Annotated in this window: 4 protein-coding genes; 3 read left to right on the top strand and 1 reads right to left on the bottom strand. The window is 62.8% G+C overall.

From position 1 onward, the window contains the following. Window positions 1-18: 18 nt before the first annotated feature. A complete protein-coding gene (locus H597_RS0128960) occupies window positions 19-618 on the bottom strand; it encodes an FMN-dependent NADH-azoreductase (RefSeq protein WP_028105191.1) in 600 nt (199 codons plus the stop codon). 117 nt (window positions 619-735) lie between these two features. On the opposite strand from H597_RS0128960, the gene H597_RS0128955 reads away from it, so the two are divergent. From H597_RS0128955 to H597_RS0128945, 3 genes are all read left to right on the top strand, one after another. Next, the gene (locus H597_RS0128955; protein WP_028105190.1) at window positions 736-1,635 is read left to right on the top strand and encodes a LysR family transcriptional regulator; all 900 of its coding nucleotides are present in this window, start codon (window positions 736-738) and stop codon (window positions 1,633-1,635) included. A gap of 289 nt (window positions 1,636-1,924) precedes the next feature. Continuing rightward, window positions 1,925-2,296, top strand: coding sequence for a hypothetical protein (locus H597_RS0128950; RefSeq protein ID WP_154668338.1), 372 nt, complete (start codon window positions 1,925-1,927; stop codon window positions 2,294-2,296). 19 nt (window positions 2,297-2,315) lie between these two features. After that, a complete protein-coding gene (locus H597_RS0128945; protein ID WP_211232103.1) occupies window positions 2,316-21,089 on the top strand; it encodes a CARDB domain-containing protein in 18,774 nt (6,257 codons plus the stop codon). Window positions 21,090-21,103: the final 14 nt, after the last annotated feature.

The following is a 21,103-nucleotide window of genomic DNA, read 5'->3' as shown; positions in this document are numbered from 1 at the left end:
CTTCTTTTCCTTAGTTGGTTAAGCAAGCATTTCTTCTACGCGGGCATCGGCGGCGGCTTTCTGCTGGGCGGCCACTTCAGGACCGTAGCCCTGGCCTTCGATGAACACGTATTCCACGTCGGTCAGGCCGATGAAAGCGAGGAACATCTTCAGGTGCGGGAACTGGGTATCGGTCGGCGCATCCTTGTGCATGCCGCCGCGCGAGGTGGCGACATAGACTTTCTTCCCTTGCAGCAGGCCAATCGGACCTTTTTCCGTGTACTTGAAGGTGACCCCAGCGCGGGCAATCGCGTCGAACCAGGACTTCAATTGCACCGTGATGCCAAAGTTGTACATCGGCGCGCCGAGCACGATCACGTCGGCTGCCTGCACCTGGGCGATCAGAGCATCATCCAGGGCCACACGGGCGGCCTGTTCGGCAGTGCGCTGGTCGGCAGGGGTGAACAGGGCCTGCAGGGCCGATTCGTCCAGCACCGGGTGCGGATTGGCGGCCAGGTCGCGCACTTCCACTTTCGCGCCGGGCGTAGCGGCCAGCAGTTTGGCGACGATATTGCTCGCTACGCGGGTGGATTCGGAACCGGTGCTTTTTGCGCTGGAGTTGATTTGCAGGATGTTCATGGTGTGTTCCCTTTCAGTATTTGGTTAAGTGCTGCGTCGATGGAGTAACTATAGCGGTTCCATATTTGATCCAGAAGACGCTAAAATGGATAACATCGTGCCACTCATGGAACAATCATGACGGAACTGGACCCCGGCGACCTTCTTTTGTTTGCCCGAATCGTCGAATTTGGCAGCCTGAGCCAGGCTTCCGAGCGCTTGCAACTGCCTAAATCGACGGTTTCGCGGCGCCTGACCCAGCTGGAAGCCCGCCTGGGCGAGCGGCTGCTGACCCGCACCACCCGCAAGCTGGTGCTGACCGAATTCGGCGCCAGCCTGCTGGAGCACGCGCGCCGGGTCACGGAAGAGACCGAAGCTGCCGCCGCCTTGGCGCAGCACCGCCAGCAAGCGCCCAGCGGGCTGCTGCGGGTGTCGATGCCGGCCGACTTCGCCAATGTCTACCTGGCGGACATGCTGCCGGACTTCATGGCGAAATTCCCCGCCATTACGCTTGAATTCGACCTTTCGCCGCGGCGGGTCGACCTGATTGCGGAGAATTTTGACATCGCGCTGCGCATGGGCGCGCTTCCTGACGATGCCACCCTGGCGGCGCGCAAGGTGATGATTTCCACCTGGGGCCTGTTTGCGTCGCCTTCCTACACGACCCTGCATGGCTTGCCCGAGCAGCCGGATGACCTGTTCAAGCACCAGCTGCTCAGCCTGCGCCGGATGACGAATGGCCTGGTGCGCTGGTCGCTTACGCGCGGCAAAACCAGCTGGGAGCGCGATTTGCCGGTGCGGCTGATGGGGAATTCGCCGGAACTGTTGACGCGCATGGCCGCCGCTGGCATGGGCATCGCCACTTGTACTACGCAGTTTGCTGCACCATTGGTGGCGCGCGGCGAGCTGGTGCGCGTGCTGCCTGACTGGTGCTTCCCGGCTGTGACGGGCTGGGCCGTGTTTCCAGGCCGCCGCCTGATGCCAGCCAAGACCCGGGTCTTTCTCGACATGCTGGAGCAGCGATTTAAAGACGGTTAGCGCTGGAACCGTCCCATCTTGCCAGGCAGGCTGCAGGTGCCATACCAGAATTTGTCGAAATATCAATGCAACGCATATGATCGTGACTGGATGCCGGTGATGACAGAGCGCTAAAGCAGAGTGGCCCAAGCCAGTTTCCTGTGCAGGGCAATGCGCGCCAAGCCAATCTTATGTGATACACATCGGAAATATAAGTTTTTGTAAGTAAATTAAAAATCTGATAAAATCCGCCCCTTTGCATGTCTCTAGGGGTTAAGTTTTGCGCCGCGTTCTCTGTTTGATGGTTCTCATGTTTTCGACTCAGGCGAAGGCAGGGGAGTGCGCGCTTGCTCGAGTCAAGCTGATCGCCCTTGGCGCGGAAGATAACCGCATCGTGCTGCAAATGCCCGACCTTCATCTTCATGAGATGGCTGTGGGTGAAGAAGTTCCGGGCACGGACGCGCGCCTGGCGAAACTGTTGCAGGCGGCAGCGGTGTTTGAACTGCCTCCCTCACCGGGAGGGGAGGGAATGACCGTTCGCCTGAACAAAGATGGCTCGGTCCAATGCTTTAAGTCCAGCGCACCGCCGTCGGTGTCGCGCAGCAAACCACAAGTGTTGACTCAACCCGTCGGCAAAGCGCCCGGCAACGATGCATCCGGCGTCGTCAAAAATTCCAATTGATCGCTGCGGCGATATGCGTATGGTTACCCAGTTGAAGAAGTTTTGTCACGCCTGTTTATTGCTGGCGTTCGCTTTTACCTTGTGCGGCACTGCCAAGGCAGACTTTCCCAAAGTAACTGGTTTCCCGCATACGGGGGCGTACCAGCCCCAGATTGTCCGCGCCAAGAACGACGTTGTCGTGATGTCGCTGGCCGGCAATTACAACCTGATGCTCGCTGACGGCAGCTCCAATATCGAGCCGCGTACCGAGATCGCCAAGGCGTTTCTGCGCGCTCACGCGGACAACTACGACTTTATCGTCGTGTTCTCGAATTTTGAATTCGATACCAAGGATGCAACGGCGGTGCACGTTGGCGTGCAAAACAAAGTGGGCGGTCTGGGGATGCCCGTCTACGACAATTCGGCGGAATTTGGCAGCCGCGGCAAGCTCCTTGGCTATATCGACATGGCGGCCTTGTCGCGCTACAACCTGAATCCGTACAGCGCAGGCTTTGACCGCGTGCTGCAAACTTTTGCGCATGAATTCCTGCACCAATGGGGCAGCCAGATTAAAGTGCGCGGCGCCGACGGCAAGCCGAGCGCGATGCTGCTGGGACGCGACGGCTCGCACTGGAGCTTCCTGTTCGACAGTGGCGCTTCGGTCGAGTACGGCAACCAATGGCAAGATAACGGCAATGGCACCTTCACTTCGGTCGCCAGCCGCCAGTTCTTCAGTCCATTGGATCTTTATTTGATGGGGATGTTGAAGAAAGAGGAGGTGCCTCCTTTCTTTGTGATCGACAGTCCCGGTGTCGACAAGACGCGACTGCCTGAAAATGGCGTCACAATCAGCGGCACCCGCCGCAACCTGACCATCGATGATGTGATCGCGGCCGAAGGGCCGCGGATCCCGGACGCAGAACACGCCCAGAAGGAATTCCGTCTGGGCTTTGTGCTGTTAACGCGTCCAGGCGAGACTGTTCCCGATGAGCAGCTGGCTGCCCTCAACAGCGTTCGCACTGCGATTGCCACGCGCCTGGCGGTATTGAGCGGCGGCCGTGCCTTGGTGCAAAGTTATCTTGAACCGAAGGCTGGTGCGGCGGTTCCAGATGTGCCGAATGACAGCGGCAAGCCGCGCGCCAACGCCAACCCGGATGCAGGCTTGGATTGGCTGCGCCTTAAGCAGAATGACGACGGAGCGTGGCGCGACAATCCATTCACCGGTATGCGCGATACCGCGGTCGCACTCGATACCATGGTCGATATGGATGACCCGCAATCGAGCGCAGCGCGCAAGGCGCTGACTTGGATGCGTGGGCAGGCCGGCTCCAATACCGATTACCAGGCCCGTGCCATCCGAGCGCTGACGCGCAGTAAGGCCGACGCCAGTTCGGCAGCAACTCAGCTGTTATCCGCCCAAAACCAGGATGGCGGCTGGGGCGTCGCTGCCGGCTATCAAAGTAACCCGCTCGATACAGCGCTGGCCTTGCTCGCGCTGCAGCCTTTCGAGGCGACGCTGGCGCGAGGCAAGTTGGCGCCGGCGGCTGCCTATTTGGCCGCGCAGCAGAATCCGGATGGCGGTTGGGGCAACCTGAGTGGCGGCGTGTCCCGTACTTCGGTTTCCACCTTCGTGATGCAGGCATTGTTCGGCCAGGCCCAAAGCCGTGAAATGCTGGGCAAGGCGAAGGTATTCTTGGCGAGCAAGCAGAACCCCGACGGTGGCTTTGGCGATAGTCCGAGCACCGTGCACGATACGGCAAACGTCATGTTGGCGCTGCTGTCGCAAAACGCGCTGGACGCGATTCGCAGCTCAGATGCCAGGGCGTATATTGCGGCCTCGCAGCAGGTAAACGGCAGTTGGGATGGCAGTGCCTATTCCACGGCCTTGGCCGTGCGCCTGTTAAAGAGTTCGGGCTTGTTCAACTGGAGTGTGGCCGGCCTGCGTGCTGCGCCGGCGGCGCCGATTGATGGACAGACAGTGGTCTTGTCGATCAATGTCAGCAACACCGGAAACGCCCCCGCACCTGCGGGGATTGCGCGTTTCTACGATGGCGATCCTGCCGCCGGCGGTGTGCCGATTGGAAATGACATCGCCATTCCGCCACTGCTGATGGGCAGCAGTGTTGAATTGCAGCAGGTCTGGAACACCCTTGGTAAGGCTGGTGCCCACAAGCTTGTGCTGGTGGTGGACCCAGCCGGTACCGTGACCGAAGCGGGCAAGTCCGACAACCTGGCCATGATCAGCCTGACCGTGGGTTCGGCGCCGCCCGGCAGCGAACTGTCGGTACAAGCTAGCGATATCGTCGTCACACCGGCCAAACCAAGCCGGTTGCCAGCGGTACTGGGCATATCGGCCCGCGTCAGCAATATCGGGAAAACCGACGCGCATGATGTGCGCGTTGTGCTGATGGAGGGGCAGGGCGCTGCCGCACGCGTGGTCGGGGAAAAGCAAATCAACTTGCTGGCCCGTACGCAGCAAGTGGTCAATTTCAGCGCGACCATTAGCAAGTCCGGTGCCTATGACTTCACGGTCGTGATCGATCCGGACAATCGGGTGGCGGAACAGGATAAGTCCGATAACAACGCTGGCGTCCATGTGGAGACATCGGCAGCGCTTGACTTGGAAATTGAGCCGCAAGATATCGTCATCGTGCGCAATCCGGTCTACCTCGGCTCGGACGCAAGCTTCACGATCAAGTTGCGCAATGCCGGCACGCAGGACAGCCCGCCGTTCAAGGTACGCTACACGATTACCGATGGTACGAACGCGCTCGAAACGGTTGCGCGTACGCTGCAACTGGCGAGCGGCGTCACCGCCAATGAGGATTTCAATTGGCGGACCACCGCTGCCGGCAACCTGTCCCTGAAGGTCGAGATCGACCCGGACGGCGTGTTAAGCGAAAGCGACCGCAGCAACAATGCTGCGGTGTTGCCGTTCCAGGTGAACGCTGCCAACGGGCCGAACCTGGCGCTCAGCTTCAAAGAACTGGCAGTGCAGCCGGCACAAGTGCTTGAAGGTTTGCCAGTCATGCTAAGCCAGACAGTGCGCAATACCGGCGTTGCCGCGGCGAGCAATGTCGAGGTCGCTTTTTATGATGGCGAGCCCGCTGGCGGCCGCATGATCGGCACAGTGCAGAGCATTGCGTCGTTGGCGCCGGGCGAAGCAGCCACGGTAGGCGTGCAATGGGCACGCTTCCCGGATGCGGCTGAACACCTGATTTTCGCTGTGGTCGACCCCTTCAGCAAGTTAAGCGAAATGACGCGCGACGATAACAGCGCCTTTGTGATCATTTCGCCCGCCGGCTTGCCGGACTTGGCCGTATCGTCGGCCGACCTGCAAATGAGCCCTGCGGCACCACGGCCGGGCGAGGCAATCGACCTGGCGGTCAAGGTCGGCAACCTGGGCAAACAAGCGGCCCGGGATATAGCCGTGCGGCTGTATAACGGCGAACCTGGACAAGGTGGCCGTGTGATCGGTGCTGACCAGAAGATCGCGACGCTGGCTGGCGGGGACAGCCAAGTGCTGCATTTCGCCGTACCGGCAAGCACAGGTTCGGCCGGCTTGAATTTCGTGGTCGTGATCGATCCAGAACAGCGTATCGATGAAAAATCGCGCGATAACAACATTGCCCGCCTTGACGCCACTGTACAAGATGGCGATCTGTTCATCTCCGAACGCTTCTTCTCGCCGAATGGCGATGGCATCAAAGATAGCACCACCTTCTCGTTCCGCCTGAAGCAGCTGGCGGATGTGAGCGTGCAGGTCGTTAACCAGGCTGGCAAGAGCGTGCGCCAATTCGACGGCGCCACGCTGACCGGCATCAAGAGCGGCAGCGTTACCTGGGACGGCAAGGACGAGCGCGGGGCCCTGGTGGCCGACGGCGACTATCGCCTGCGGATCTTGGCCAAAGATGGCCGTGCGCTGGGCGAAATGAGCACGAATCTGGATACGAACCGCTCCTCGGTTTTGTCCGCCATCGATACCGAATTTGAGTATCGCAAGAATCTTTCGTGTGAAATGCCTTACTTCGTCCTAGACCTCGACTCTGGTCGCGACATGCAGTTCACGGGAGATGAAGAGCGCGTGTTTATGAGCGCGGGTCGCGACCCGAGCCGCGGCATGCTCAGAAATTACTGGCACGCACTGAGCGATGGTTCCGAGTTGAAGCCGATATTGCCAGAAGACTTGGCAAAGGAAGGTGATTGGGTTGACTTCAGCGTATCGGCCAACGGCAAGGTGTTTGCAGCCAAACGTCAGCTGTGGAGCGACTTCTTGCGCCGGCAGTTATGGGTCATGCAGGCCGATGGCAGCGATGCACGACTGCTCCGTGACTTTGGCAATCAGGAATTCAAGGGCCAATTGAGCGATGACGGGCGCTATTTCGAGGCGGTTGTCGGTGGCAAGCGCCTGCGCATTCCAGTCGATGGCTCGGCCGAGACCATCCTCGGAGAAGCGGATGCTCCGCTGTCGTCGATGCAGTCGGAGGCATGGTCCCCGGATGGCCAATGGCTCGCACGCTTGACGAAAGTCCAGGCCGGCGACAGCAACGGCGATATGCGGAACGTCGTTCACGTTGAAGTCCTGGATCGCCAGGGCAAGGCCGCCTTCAGCGGCGATACGGCTCAAGGCAAAGGCGATGCCGGCTGGCAGCTCGGCGCTACGGAAATTGCCTGGTCGGGCGATAGCCGCCGTTTCGGCTTCGGTCATGCATACATGCCGGTGGACTGCGTAAAAGCTGGACCTGATTCCCAGTGGGGGCCTGATTTCGATCCTTGCCTCCAGCAGGAGGTCTTGATGCTGGTCGATCTGGAAAAGCTCAGCATGGCGCCAGTGGAGGCGAGCCGCATGCGTGCGGGTGGCTTCGAAGGCGGGGTGCATGCCTCAGCGGGATATTTGTTCGCCCCAGGCGAGCAGAAGGTCGTGAGTAAGACCAGCTATTGCGCCGGGAGCGATGATAATAATTCAGCTTGTGGCGTCGAGTTTGACTTGGAAAGTGGCGCCCGTCGTCCACTGTTTGTAAAAAGCGATCGCACCATCGCTTCCATCATGGGGTTCCTCCCATCCGGGCGCAGGCTGCTGTTTACCTCGTCGCATGATGCAAAGAACTCCGGCAGCCAGTGCTACCAAAGCGGGCAGGACCTGTTTGCCGTATCCAGTTTGCTGAACTTGACTGCTGACTTGCGCGCCCTGCGTGGGCAAGGGGGCGGCATTGTTCTGAGCGGGACAGCCGCCGACCTGAATTTCACGCGCTTCCGCCTGGAATACTCGAATGTCGCGACGCCGAACGACTGGAGGCCAATTCAGCCGGCCTCGTCGACGCCTGTGCTTGATGGCCGATTCACCACTTGGGTTCCGCCGGCTTATGGCCGCTACCGGGTGCGCCTGGCGGTGGAAGACGCTGCTGGAAACCTGCGCGAACGCATACTGGATCTCGCCTGGGACGACAGGCCGAGTATCACCGACGTCTACAAGGAACATGAGTTTGTTTCGCCAAATGGCGACCAAGTGCAGGACAACTTCGTCCTCCATTACCGTGTCGTGGAGCCGGTACACCTGATGTTCGAAGTGCTCGACAAGAACAATAAAGTAGTGCGCAGCATCGCTCGTGACCATCTCAGCGTTGGCGTCGAAGCCGCTTTCCAGTGGGATGGCCGTGACCAGGGCGGCATGGACTTGCCGGATGGCCAGTATCGCGTGCGTTTGCAGGACTACGAATTCTTCACCACCCTGGATCGCGTGGCGCCGGTCGCTGAATTGAAGTTCAGTTCGGCCTATGTCAGGAGGAATGGCGGCAGGCCTGAATTGGACTATGTCGGTGTCGATCCGAAGCTGATTTGGAAGTCGGCTGACGCCAACTTCGGGTCGATGCTGCAAGAGATGGGCGTTGGCGAGACCCCCGATCAGTGGTCTGCGGTACCTCGTAATCCGCGAGCCGGCGAATCCAGTCTGGTGGTCGAAGTCAATCCGCCTTACGTTCCTTTGAACCTGGACAAATTCGCCAACATCCAATACCGCATGACGGTACAGGATAAGGCTGGCAACAAGACCGTAGCCTACAGCGGGCTGGCGGAGGAAGAGGTATTCGCTACCTCCTGGGGCTACCTCAGCGACAGGAATGGAACGGGGAAAACTAGATGGTCGTTTGGCAGTAGGATTGGGTACGTCGCCCTTGATGATCCCGATCACCGGGAGCCGATGGCCGTTTTGAAACCCTATGACGGCAGCGGTCCAATCAGCCTGCACGTCTTCGAAAGCGTGCACAAGCCTCTGTCTGCCGTAGCCTTGCTGGTTCGGGCTGCTGGCGACTGCACGACCTGCTGGCGTGAAGTTGCGATCTCCAGTTTCGGTGTTCTGAAAGGCGATATGGTCGTTGCGTCGGGCGTAGCGCCCGAGGGCGAGTTCGAGCTGGTATGGGATCCGAAAGACCTCCCCCGCAACAAGGACTATATATTCCGGGTGAAGTTGCGTGATACCGCTGGTACCGAATTCGTCAGCAAAGTCTCGTACATATTTGCTAATGAAGGTGCACCCCGCGACATCTCGATCGAAAAAGTTCAAGACGGCAGGCCCGGGGGCGTGGCCGTATTTATCAATGCCGACTCGGCGCGAGCACTGCGGCGCATCGATTTGCTTCTGACGAGCCTTGATGGGCAGGATCCTCGCTACTTGACACCGGCCACGGTGGCTTCGCGCGATTTCCCTCCCGCGTCTTATTACCATGACCTGGGGCAGTTGCAATTGATGCCATGCGCCGACTACTCGTTCTATCTCCACGCGGTGTTTGAAGGAGGCGGCGAGCGCGATGTGGTTCCTCCATATCCGTTGCAGAAAAGGTGCCTGGGTGTCTCATGGGCTGTCAGGCCGAATGCGCCGGAGTCTTGCAATGTGCAGCCCTCCGGCATGACCACTGTGACACTCAAGCCGCTCGCGCTGAACGGTCGTCGTCTGGTGCAGTTGCTGTTCGGTGAACGTCTGCCGAATGGGGCGGAAAGCTTCCTGAATAATTGGAACGACGTCAAGAGTGAAGAAGAGTACACCTTTGAAATCGATACGGCGGCCTTGCCTAAGGGGGAACGCCAGTATTTTGCACGTCTGGTTGATGAAGATGGTAAAACCCACGACGAACAGATAACTGTCAATGTGGCGCATGACGCGCCCGAAATGAGGATCACAGCGCCGCTTGCTGGCGGCAAGCTGTGCCCTTCGCGCGCGAAGGATGGAACGCTTGAACTGCCGGTTGAGGCAGAAATCGGCAGCAGCAGTCCGATGAACTATGGTGTCGAGTTTGGCGGCGCGCCGTGGATACAAACTCTTTGCACTGATGCGGACCTTGAGGCTGAAACCTGCCGGAATGCCCGGCCAGTTGAAGCTGCCCATCCAAAGGAGGATGAGAAGTTCTATAAGAAGCATGGACATCGCGGTTACGATGCGGTGAGCGGCGAAGTTGGTCGAGTCAAGATTGAGCCAGGCCAGAAGTCCGTCACGCTGCGTCTGCATGGCTATAACGGCGCCGGTTACAACGTCTGCACTGCACCGATCAAGGTCGATTACGATGCCCAGGTAGAGACCGAGCATTTCACGATTGATCGCGGCCTGTTCTCGCCGCTCGCTCCGGCACCGCGGTCGCATGTCCAGATCGGTCTCGCCCTCGGCGAGGAGTTGAATGTTCATATCGAAGTGCGAGCGGCCGTTCGTGGATCGAAGGGCGAGCTGCTAGCTGCAGACAATGTCGTGCGCACAATCGTCGACCGCGTGCTGCTGATGGCTGGTCAGTCCAGATTTGAGTGGGATGGCCGCGATGACGGGCAGCAGCCCGTGGCAGATGGCTTGTACGCAATTCGTGTCAGCTATAAGGACGCTTGCCAGAACGAACTGGTCGAGATTCTGCCGGTCGAGGTGGATAGCACGCCGCCGTTGTTGAACATTGCATCGCCGATTGCCAATGCCAAGCTGGGCCTGCTGGCGGCCGTCACTGGCACTGTGCGTGACGACCATCTGGAGTCCTATCAGCTGGAATTTGCGTTGGCGAGCGCGCCGAATGCCTGGCTGCCCCTGGCAGACGGCAAGAAAGCCACACCGGCAAATATGACGACTCAGCTGTTTGCAAACTGGAATACCTTTGGTTTGACCGAGCCGATGACCTTACGCTTGCGCGCGGTGGACTTGGCCGGCAACGGCAGCATGCTGGAAGTGCCCGTCCAAATTGGCCAGCGCGGTAAGCTCGTCACCGGTTTTGACGCCACTCCATCCGTCTTCTCGCCAAATGGCGATGGACGCCAGGACTTTGTCAGCCTGCGCTGGACGGCACTGGATGCTGTCAAGGCAACGGTGACGATTGCGCCCGAACTGACGCCTGGCAAGGTGATCGCAACCCTGATGAAGGACGCTGACCGCGATGCCGGGGTGGCGGCGGTCGTCTGGGACGGTAAGTCCGGCGATGGCACGCTGCAAGCGGATGGAAAATATGTCGCCAAGTTGACGCTTGCGGCACAGGACGATGCGGGCAATACCCAGGAAGAGACGGTGGGCTTTGTGCTTGACAACTCTGCGCCGGTACTTTCGTTGACAAATCCGCTCGGCGACATGATCTCGGGCCATGGTTCCGTCACACTCGATGTGGCCGATGCCAATCTTGAGTCGTACAAGGTGTATTTCTCGCCCGCTCCCGCCAATGACGGCAGCTGGCAGCTGGCGGCAGAAGGCAGCGCCAGCGGTTCCGGCCTGTCCGTCAAATCGCTGGAGGGCGTGGCCGAAGGCAAGTATGCGATCAAGGCGATCGCCACCGATCAAGGCGGCAATCGCAGCGAATTGATTAAGCAGATTACGGTAGATAACACGCCGCCGAAGCCATCGTTGGTGGCACCCGCCAACGGTGCCTATCTTGCTGCACGCAGCGGTCCCGTTGCGGTACGCGGCAAGATCGACGAGCCGAATCTGGCCAGTTACAGCCTGCGCGCGACCCGTGCCGACAACGGCGATGTTATCGAGCTGGCCGCAGCTAACGCCGCTCCTGCGGCAGAACTGCTGGCCAATTGGGATCTGGCGAATGTCGCTGACGGCACCTATGTGCTGGCCCTGCACGCGCAGGACAAGGCCGGCTTGGCGGGCGACGCCAGCGTCACCGTCGTTGTCGACAACACAGCGCCGCTGGCCAAATTGACGGCGCCGGCGAGCGGTGCCTATGTTCGCTCCGCGTCCGACATCGTCGGGGTGGCCAGCGACGCCAACCTGCAGGAATACCATCTTGAAATTGCGCCGGGCAGCAAGGCTGCCGCCCAGCGCTGGTCGCCACTGGGCGGAGGCGCTTCCTCGGTGGAAGGCGGAACGCTGCTGGCCTGGCAAGGCTTGCCGATCGATGGCCTGCATACTCTGCGCCTGAGCGTAACGGACAAGGCAGGCAATAGCGCGCAGGCGATGGCCGAAGTCATCGTCGACACCAAGCCGCCTGCCGCACCGCAAGGCGTGCGCGCCAACGTCGAGAACGGCAATGATGTGCGCGTCAGTTGGACCGCCAACACCGAAAGCGACCTGGCGGGCTATAACGTCTACCGCGATGGCAAGCGCCTCAATCAGGCGCTGCTGAAAGTCACGAGCTATGTCGACGCCAAGCTGGCGGTTGGCTTGTACGGCTATGTAGTCAAGGCAGTCGATAAGGCCGGCTGGGAAAGCGATGCTTCCGCGCGGGCACCCGCCACGGTCAGCAATGCTGGCCCGACCGCGGTGATCTATTCACCGCTGGCAGGCGCGAAAGTAGGCGCCTCGTTGGAAGTGAAGGGCACCGCCAGCGCAGGCAATTCCTTCAAGGAATACCGGCTGTATATGGGGCAGGGCGCGGCACCGGCCGACTGGAAGCTGCTGCGCCGCTCCCCGGTGGCGATGGTGGCCGATATCCTGGGCGGTATGAGCACCCTCGGCATCGAGGAAAATGGCACGATCACCCTGAAGCTCGAAGCGGAAGACCTTTCCGGCCAGGTGGCGACCGCCACGGCGGCCGTGCTGGTCGATAATGTGGCGCCGCTTGCGCCAAGCCAGCTGGCGGGCCAGGTGAATGGCCCCAATGCCAGTCTGTCCTGGACTGCCAGCCCGTCGGCCGACGTGGCCGGTTACCTGTTGTGGCGCAACGGCCGCCTGGCCAATGCCCAGGGCCCAGTGGTGGGCAGCCTCAAGCCTTACCTGATGACGCAGACTGTTTTCACTGACCTGAAACTGGCGAACGGCGACTATACCTACACGGTGCAGGCCATGGACATGGCCGACAACCTCAGCCAGGAATCGAATCCGGTGCAATTGAACGTTCGGGTGCCGCCGCACGCGGTCTTGGCCGCACCGTCCAATAATGCGAGGGTGGGGGATGGTGTGCGCCTGCGGGCGGTCAGCCAGGACAGCAACCTGGTGCAGATTGAGTTCCAATACCGTCCGGCTGCGGGCGGCGCATGGATCCCGGTCGCGCCGGCAGCGACCCAGGCGCCGTTCACGGTGCAGTGGAATACTGCCGGCCTGGAGTTTGGCGACTACGAGTTGCAGGCGGTCGCGAGCGGCAAGTTCGGTTTGACCGATCCCGCGCCGATGCCGATTCTTGTGCACCTGGGCGACCACCCGGCGCCGGTCCTGGCCGCAAAAGTCAATGGCAATATGGTCAGCTTGAGCTGGCCGAGCGTTCCAGCCGAGGCCACCGGCCTGGTGCTGGTGCGCCATAGCGCGGACGAAAAGCCCGGCAATGAGCAAACGATGGAGCTTGCTGCCGATGCGCTCGCCCACACCGACTGGAACGTGCCGGCCGGTGCTTATCGCTACACTATCCATGCACGCTACGGTGACGGCAGCGAAGGTGTCGCGAGTGACGATGTCCCGGTCCTGATCTACGCGCCGGCCTTCCGCCAGCCCTATACGCCGACCGGCGACAGCGAGTTCCGCCTGCAGGCAAGCGCCAACGGCGCAGGGCAGATGAGCGTGCTTCGTCGCGTAACCGGCCAGCCGGACTCGAGCCTGTCGTTTGAAACGGCGGCCGACGGTACGATGGTGCCGCCTGCGCTGCCGCTGGCGTTGGGCGAGAACCGCTTCGAACTGGTGCATACCGACAAACAAGGCAACATCAGCATGGGAGCCGCATTCCGGGTTGTCCGGGGCACTCCGCCGGCAAAGCCGAGCGGCTTGATGCTGGCCTATATGCAGGGCAGCCGCGAAGTGCTGCAAGCACGATGGCAGGCGAACGCGGAGCCGGACATTATCGGTTATCGCGCCGCCGCGAACGGCGCGACGACCATCACCAACTTTGCGTGGTCAAGCTGCGATCGCTCCAGCATGCCGGCAGGCGCGTGGCCGAGCTGTCCGTTGAACGGTCAGTCCGGTGGTGTCTGGACGCCCGATCCGGCGCTTGGCCTGGCTGATGCCTGGTTTGTGGCGCAGGATAGCCAGCAGTCCAGCATTGAAACGGTTGTTACCCACTGGTTGCCTGGCAAGGCCGCCGCCGACTTCGATATCGAAGGCTGGAGTGGAATGGAGTGGGTGCCGCTGGCATCGCTGCGCGGCAATACCGCCGAAACCGTTGAAACCAAGCTGCCGCAGCCTTATCTCACCGATAGATTGCGTATCAAACTGATGCCGACCAAGCAGGCGATCCCGACCTTGTCGGAAGTCAGCGCCTATGCTTCCCTGCTGTATCGCGACACCCGTCTAAGCTTCAGTAGCGGCGACAACCCGCGTATCGAGGTGTGGGCGGTCAACGGGCTTGGCCTGTTGAGTCCTGCCGCCAGCACTACTGCGGAGGGCCGCGACACGCCGCCCGCGGCGGTAAGCTTGACCGGCTCGGTCAATGGTTCGCAGGCGCGCCTGGCCTGGACTGCCAGCCAGGCCATCGACGTGGCCAAGTACGAAATCCGAATGGATGGCGGCGCCCAGGGCGAAACCGCCGGCTTGTCGTACGACGCCACGCTGAAGAACGGCAGCTACCAGTTCACGGTGCTGGCGATCGACAACGATGGCAACCGTTCGGCCGCTTCCAATGTGGTGACGCTGGTTGTCAATGTTCCGACTCCCGCTGCCCCGGCCAATCTGTCGGCGCAAGCCGAGCGCGCGGGCATCGCCTTGCGCTGGAATCGTCCGACAGCGGACGTGCTGGCCTTCCGTGTGCTGCGCTCGACCCAACCTGGTGCTGCCTACGCATCCGTGGCGGACAAGGTCTATGGCCTGAGCTATATAGACAACACGGCTGTGCCAGGCAACCGTTACTACTATGTGGTAGCGGGTGTGGATCAACTGGGCAACGCCGGCGGCAATTCCAACGAAGCGCACGCCGCCATGGGCGCACCGGACTTGCTGGCCGCGCCAGTGCTGTTCGCGCCGACTATCAGCGGTATTCCATTCTCGACCCGCCAGAATGCGGTGGATATCGTCGCCAGCGCCTCGCCCGGCGCGCAGCTGTCCTTGCTGCGCGGCGACCAGGTCGTCGCTTCCGCGACGGCCCAAGCGCAGTCCAGCGTGGTCAAGCTGAAGCTGGAACCGTCGCTGGCGCTCGCCGATCTCAGTGCGGATGGACGAATGCTTGCCGGCACCGGGCCGCAAGCCTACCTGCTGGACTTTGCGGCGCAGACAATCGTTCCGGCGCCGGTATTGAATAGCGCCACGTCGCTGCGCTGGTCTCATGATGGCCGCACCATTGCCTTCGTCGATGCGGCGCAGAGCAGCCTGCTGCAGCTGTATTCGCCGGGCGCTGCCGCAGCGACCCCGTTGGGCAGCCTGTATGGCGCGCAAGCCGGACTGGCCTGGTCGCCGGACGACAGCACAGTTGCGCTCGCCGCTCCCGACCGCAGCGGCAATCTCAGCCTGTGGCTGGTGAATGTTGCCGATGGTACCCAGCGTCAGCTGGTGAGCGGGGCGGCCGGCGACAGTTTCGCGCAGCTTGGCTGGTCGCCCGATGGCAAGTTCCTGTCATGGAGCAGCGGCGTCGGTGCGCGCATCGCGGCTGTGACTGACGGTACGGTGACAGAACTGGCGGCCAACCGCCAGGTCAGTGCCCTGAACTGGACGCGTGATGGCGCCATCCTGCTGGTTTCCGCAACGGACGGCGACGTGCACAGCGTTTCCGGCTTTGCACCAGCGTCGGGCCAGACGACCGATATCGGCGTCTTTGGTCCGGGTGCCGGCAGCCTGCGCACGATGCCGGGCAATGACGGCTTTGTGCAGGTCGAAGACAAGGCCGCTGTCCTGCGCAGCAATGCAGGCGATTACCGCGCACTGCTGGCCGAAGACCTGGATGCCGCTGCGCCGCTGCTGGTCAGCGCCAACGGCTTTGTCGTGTACCGCAACCTGAATCAGGAATTTGTCCGCCTGCTGCCGCCCGGTACGGCGCGCTTTGCCAATGTGGCGCTGAATGCCGGTGTGAACCGCTTTGCCGCCCGCAGCGGCGCGCAGGGCGTGCCATCGGCGCCGGTTGAGATTACCCTGGCCGATGCCTTCCAGCCGAACTTGGCGGTGGCGGAACAGGGGATCACCTTCGATAAGGATGTGCTCGAAGCCGGCAAGGCGGTCCGATTGAGCGTTGCCGTGAGCAACGCCGGCGCCGCCGACGCGGGCGCCTTCTCGGTCGCGCTGAGCGCAATCGACGGCAATGGCGCCGTGTCGGCGCTCGGCACGCGCCTGGTCAATGCGCTGGCGGTGGGCCAGCAGCAGGCCGTGGAGGCCGACTGGACGCCTGCCAGCGTCGGCATTTACACGATCGCAGCGGAGATTCAAGCGCCGGGCGTGGCTGAAAGCCGTACGGACGACAACCGCGCCGCCAAGGCGGTCGTGGTGGCTTCGCCGGTTCCAGCACCGGCCCTCACGGTGGATGGTGTGCCGGGTAGCAGCACGCTGGCCTTGAGCTGGACGCAGGTGGCTCCCGATGTGGTGACAGGCTACCGCGTGCGCCGTGCGGCAAGCGCGGACGGACCATTTGAGCAGTCGGGCTATGCCGCAACGAACCGGTATGTGGACGACAGCGTCAAGAAAGGCGTCCGCTACTGCTACACAGTGACGGCGCTGGATGCCGATGGGCGTGACCGCGCCACGTCGAATGTGGCCAGCGGTATGGTCAACGGCGACACTGCCCCAGCGGCGCCGGTCCTGCTCGCGCCAGCGAGCGCGGGCCTGCCTGCGACCGTGAATTCCGGCCGGATCGATGTATTGGTGTCCGCGGAAGGCGGCACCACGGTTGCACTGACCCGTGCTGGACGCGTGCTGGAGCAAGCGCGGGCCGCTGACGGCTATGTCGAGCTTCAGCGAGCGGTCGCGGAACTGAGAAGCCTGCGCGCGGTCAGCGCCAACGGCCGAACGCTTGCCTACGAAACGACTGCGCGCGATACCGTCATTGTCGACCAGGAAAGCGGCAAGCAGACCAGGATTGCCCGGCGTGGCGAACTCAGCCTGTCTCCGGATGGCAAGATGCTCGCTTACTGGGAGCGATCGGCCGACAGCGATGGCTACGATTTGCGCACCATGGTGCTGGATGGGGAGACGGCCAGCACGCTGGCGACCTTCCCGTACACGGGCGAATTGCCGGCCTGGTCGGCGGATTCGGCGACGCTGGCCGTCGCCGGCGCGCAAGACGGCGGTAAGGCGGGCGTGTGGCTGTTCAATATCGCCAGCGGCCAGCGCCGCCTGGCGGCCGAAAGCGCGCAGCGTGTGCTGGCACTGGCCTTCTCGCCGGACGGCCAATACCTGGCGTTCGCACGCGATAGCGGCCTGCAGGTTATCAAGACCAACGACAGCAGCGTGGTGGCCAGCGCGGCTGAAGGGAACACTGGCGTGAGCTGGTCCAAAGACGGCAAGTTGCTGTTCACGCATACGCCCGCCAACAATATCGGCGAGGTGAGGGAAATGTCCCTGCCTGGCGGCGAGGTGCAAACCCTGCTTGTTGCGCCTGGGCCTTACGCGCTCGGCGGCGCCCACTGGGCGGGGGCGGCCGGTCACTTCGTGGCCGAGATCAACAGCGTGCCGGCGTTCTATTCGCACGGCGGGGTGAGCGTTTCCGAGCTGTCGGGCCGTGCATCTCCGGCAAGGGGTATGTGGTACACCCGCGCCGGCCAGGTTTATCTGGATGCGCCCGGCGGCGGCGCTTTCCTGCGGTACGATCCGCCGGGCCTGGCGATCTTCAAAGGCGTGCCGTTGAACGAGGGCGACAACGCCTTCGGCGCCTATGCCAGCGATGTGGCGGGCCGCCGTGGCGCGGATGCGCTGCCGGCGCACGTGATCTATAACCCGGCGCCGCAGCCTGACCTGGCTGCGGGCGCAAACGACATTGTCGTGTTGCCGGCGGCACCGGTGGCCGGCGAGGCGACTCGTGTCACCATCACGGTCCGCAATGCCGGCAACGCCGATGCCGCCAATGTCGGCGCGGTGCTGATGTTGCGCGACCCGCAAGGCCTGCTGACTACGCTGGAGGAGCGCAAGCTGCCGTCGCTGGCGGCGGGCGCGTCGGCGTCAATCGCCGTCGACTGGAAACCGTCGATGGCAGGCGTGCATACCTTTGCCCTGACACTGGACGCGGCGAATATCGTTGCCGAACGCAATGAGTTCAACAACGTCGGTGTGCTGGACGTCCGCGTGGCGGAAAGCGCGCTCCCGAAAGTGGTGGTGACTACCGACGCCGCGAGTTACGGCGGCAAGGCAGCGGTTGCGGGCACGATCGTGCTCTCCAATGCCGGGCCGGCGCTCGCTGCCAAGCTGGCCTTGCGCGTTGAAGATGCGCAAGGCTACCTGGTTGCGGCGTTGCCGGAACAGACGGTGCAATTGGCGACCGGACAGGAGCTGAGCTTGCGCACCGGCTGGAATACGGCCAGCTATCTGGCCGGCGGCTACCGCCTGGTCGGAGAGCTGGTCGATGCAAACGGCAAGGCTGTGCAACGCGGCAGTGCGGACTTCAGGATCGCGGCGCTACGCCAGGTCGCCGCCACGCTGGCGGTGGACCGCGGCCAGTATGTACACGGCCAGGACGTGAACCTGGGAGGAACGGTGCAATTGGCCGACGCCAATGCCCAGCTGGATCAGGTCGAGGCCGTGCTGCAAGTGCTGGCGATGGACGGCAGCGTGCTGTGGAGCGGTACGCAGCCGGTTGGCACGCTGTTGCCGGGCGCTTCGGCCAATGTGGCCGCGCTATGGAATGTCGGCGCTACTGCTGCCGGCAACTATACGGCGCGCATGCTGGTGCGCTCCGGCGACAGCCAGCTTGCTATTGCGGAAACCGCTTTCGAGGTCAAAGCGGCAAGCGCCACAGCAAGCGTGACCGGTGAGCTCGCGCTCAGTGGGCAAGCCGTTGCCAACGGCGACCGCCTGGCGGCGCGCTACACGCTGAACAACGCCGGTGCCACGGCGCTTGCCGGTGTGCCGGTGATGGTCGTGGTCAGCCGCGCCGACAATGGCGCGGTGCTGGCCAGCGTACCGGCCCAGGCCGATATCGCGGCCCGTGGCAAGGCGCAGGGCGAGGCTGGCTTCGAGGTGTCCGGCTGGCCGCTGACGACGCTGCAGGTGACACTGCAGGCGTCCCTGGACGGGAAGCAAGTGACGCTGCAACGCGCAAGCTTGCGCGTCATCGACCGCGTGGCGCCGGTGCTGGCATGGGCTACTCCAAGTCCCGGTAGCGTGATTGGCGGTGCGGACGCTGTCGTGGTGGCGCAGGCCACCGACCGCGAATCGCAAGTGGCCAGCGTGGAAGTGGCCGTCGACGATAGCCCATGGCGTGCCATGCAGCCGCGGAACCTTCAACAAGCCCTGTATGGCTGGCAGCTGCAAGACCTGGCCGATGGCCAGCACAGCTTCCGCGCGCGCGCAACGGACAGCTTCGGCAATGTCAGTCCCGAGGCCGTGCTGAAGCTGGTGGTGGACAACACCGCGCCGGTGCTCAGCGTCAGCGGCATCGAGGAGGGCGGCCGCTACAACGCCGCCGTGACGCCGGTGGCCAGCGCAACGGATGCGCACCTGGCCAACGTGACCATCACGCTGGATAATGCCGCCTTCGCCAGCGGTACGCCGGTAGCGGCGCCGGGCCTGCACACGCTGCAGGTGACGGCGCGCGACCAAGCCGGCAACTCGGCCGTGCGCAGCATCAGCTTCACGCTGGTGTCGGCGGCGCCTGAGCTGAGTGGCACACTGGACGCGAGTCCGGCCCGTGCCGAAGTGGGCGCGACGGTGGCCTTGTCCGGCACGGTGCGCAATGGCGCCGTGCCGGCGCCGGGCACGCGCATCGAGCTGGTGATCGCCAACAGCAGCACCGGCGCCCTGGTGTTCCAGTCGATCGATACCGTGGATCTGGCGGCGCATGCCAGCTGGAACCTGGGCCGCGGCTGGACTGTGCCGGGACCGGCCGGTGCCAGCTACCTGGCAACGCTGTCGGCAACGGCGGGCGGGCGCAGCAGTCAACTGGCTCAGGCAAGCTTTACTGCGGTCGAGCCTTTACCTGTGCTCAACGTGCAGCAAAGCGCAGCCGGCCTGGACCGCGTATTGGTGCTGTCGATGTGCAAACGCAGCGCCTCGGCCGGCTTGGGCCGCTGCGGCGCGCAGCCGCTGACGGTCGACACGGCCACTTCCTTGCTCCTGTGCGACACCAACCGCGCCAAAACCATTGACCAGTTCCTCGATGGCTTGGGCGTGCCGCACAAGACCGTGGTCAAGGAAACCGACTTTGCGCGCGAACTGCGTAGCGGTGCCTATTCCGGCTACTGGATCAGCGGCGGCGCGACCAAGCTGCGTCAACCGCTGACGTCGGAACTGCGCAATGGGCTCTACCTCGGAGAATCCCTGGTGGCGGACGGCTTGCACGATCTGCGCCAGTCGGACCTGGCCTTGGACGGCCTGCTGGGGATGCAGTACAGCGGCAGGTTCAATGGCACTGCAAGGCCGAAGCTGAGTTTTCATAGCCCGTTGCTGGGCAGCGGATCGCTGTCCGTGCTGGGCGATATCTTCACGCTGCAGGGCCGTAGCGCGGCAACTGCCGAGGGCTTGTTCCAGCGTGATGCCAACCAGTCGGTCGCCTGGGACGACGACGCCTGCGGCACGGCGGCGCCGGTTGCCGGTCCGGAGGTGCAAGTGTGTCCTGCGCCAGGCTCGACCAGCGGCGCGGATGCGGCCGTCCTGAGCGGGAAGTACGGCAGCGGCCGTACGCTGCTGTTCGGCTTCGACTTTGAAGCCAGCTGCACCGCCCAAGGCGCCGATCCGGCCTGGCAGGCGATGGCACGCAACAGCTTCGGCTGGCTGAACCAAGCGCCCGAACAAGCCGGGCCAATGGTGGCCGGCGACGTCCTGGTGCGGCGCACCAGCCTGCATAACAGCGGGCAGCGCGCCAGCGTGACCGTGTCGGCCCAGTTGCCGGCCGGCGCCAAGCTGCTCGAGAGCAAGCCTGCCGGCCAAGTCACGGCGGGCGCCAATGGCGACCTGGTGACGTGGCAGTTGACGCTCGACGGCGGTGCCGATGCCCAGCTGGACCTGCGTTTGCAGGCTCCGCAGGCAAGCGGCAATTACCAGCTGCATTACAGCGTGAGCACCGCAGTCGGCGGCAGCAATACGCTGTTGAACAGCCAGGATGTCAGCCTGCAGGTAGCCGACCTGGATGCCCTTGGCCGTGCGGCCGCGGACACGCTGGCTGTGCTGCCGGACGGCGGCGCCAAGTCCGATGCGGCTGGCTGGCTGGTGCGCGCCCGCGCCTCGGCGGTTGCCGGCAACTATGAGCGGGCGCTGCGCGAAGCGGCAACCGCCCAGGCAAGGCTGGAGCAGTTGAGCGACGACGCAGGCACGGTTCAGCAAGCTCTGGCGCGCCTGATGCGCGCGATCGAGCGCCGCATGTGATGGAGAGATTAGGA

It is taken from the genome of Pseudoduganella violaceinigra DSM 15887, from assembly GCF_000425385.1.
Lineage (GTDB): Bacteria > Pseudomonadota > Gammaproteobacteria > Burkholderiales > Burkholderiaceae_D > Rugamonas > Rugamonas violaceinigra.
This window is presented reverse-complemented; position numbering and strand designations above follow the sequence as displayed.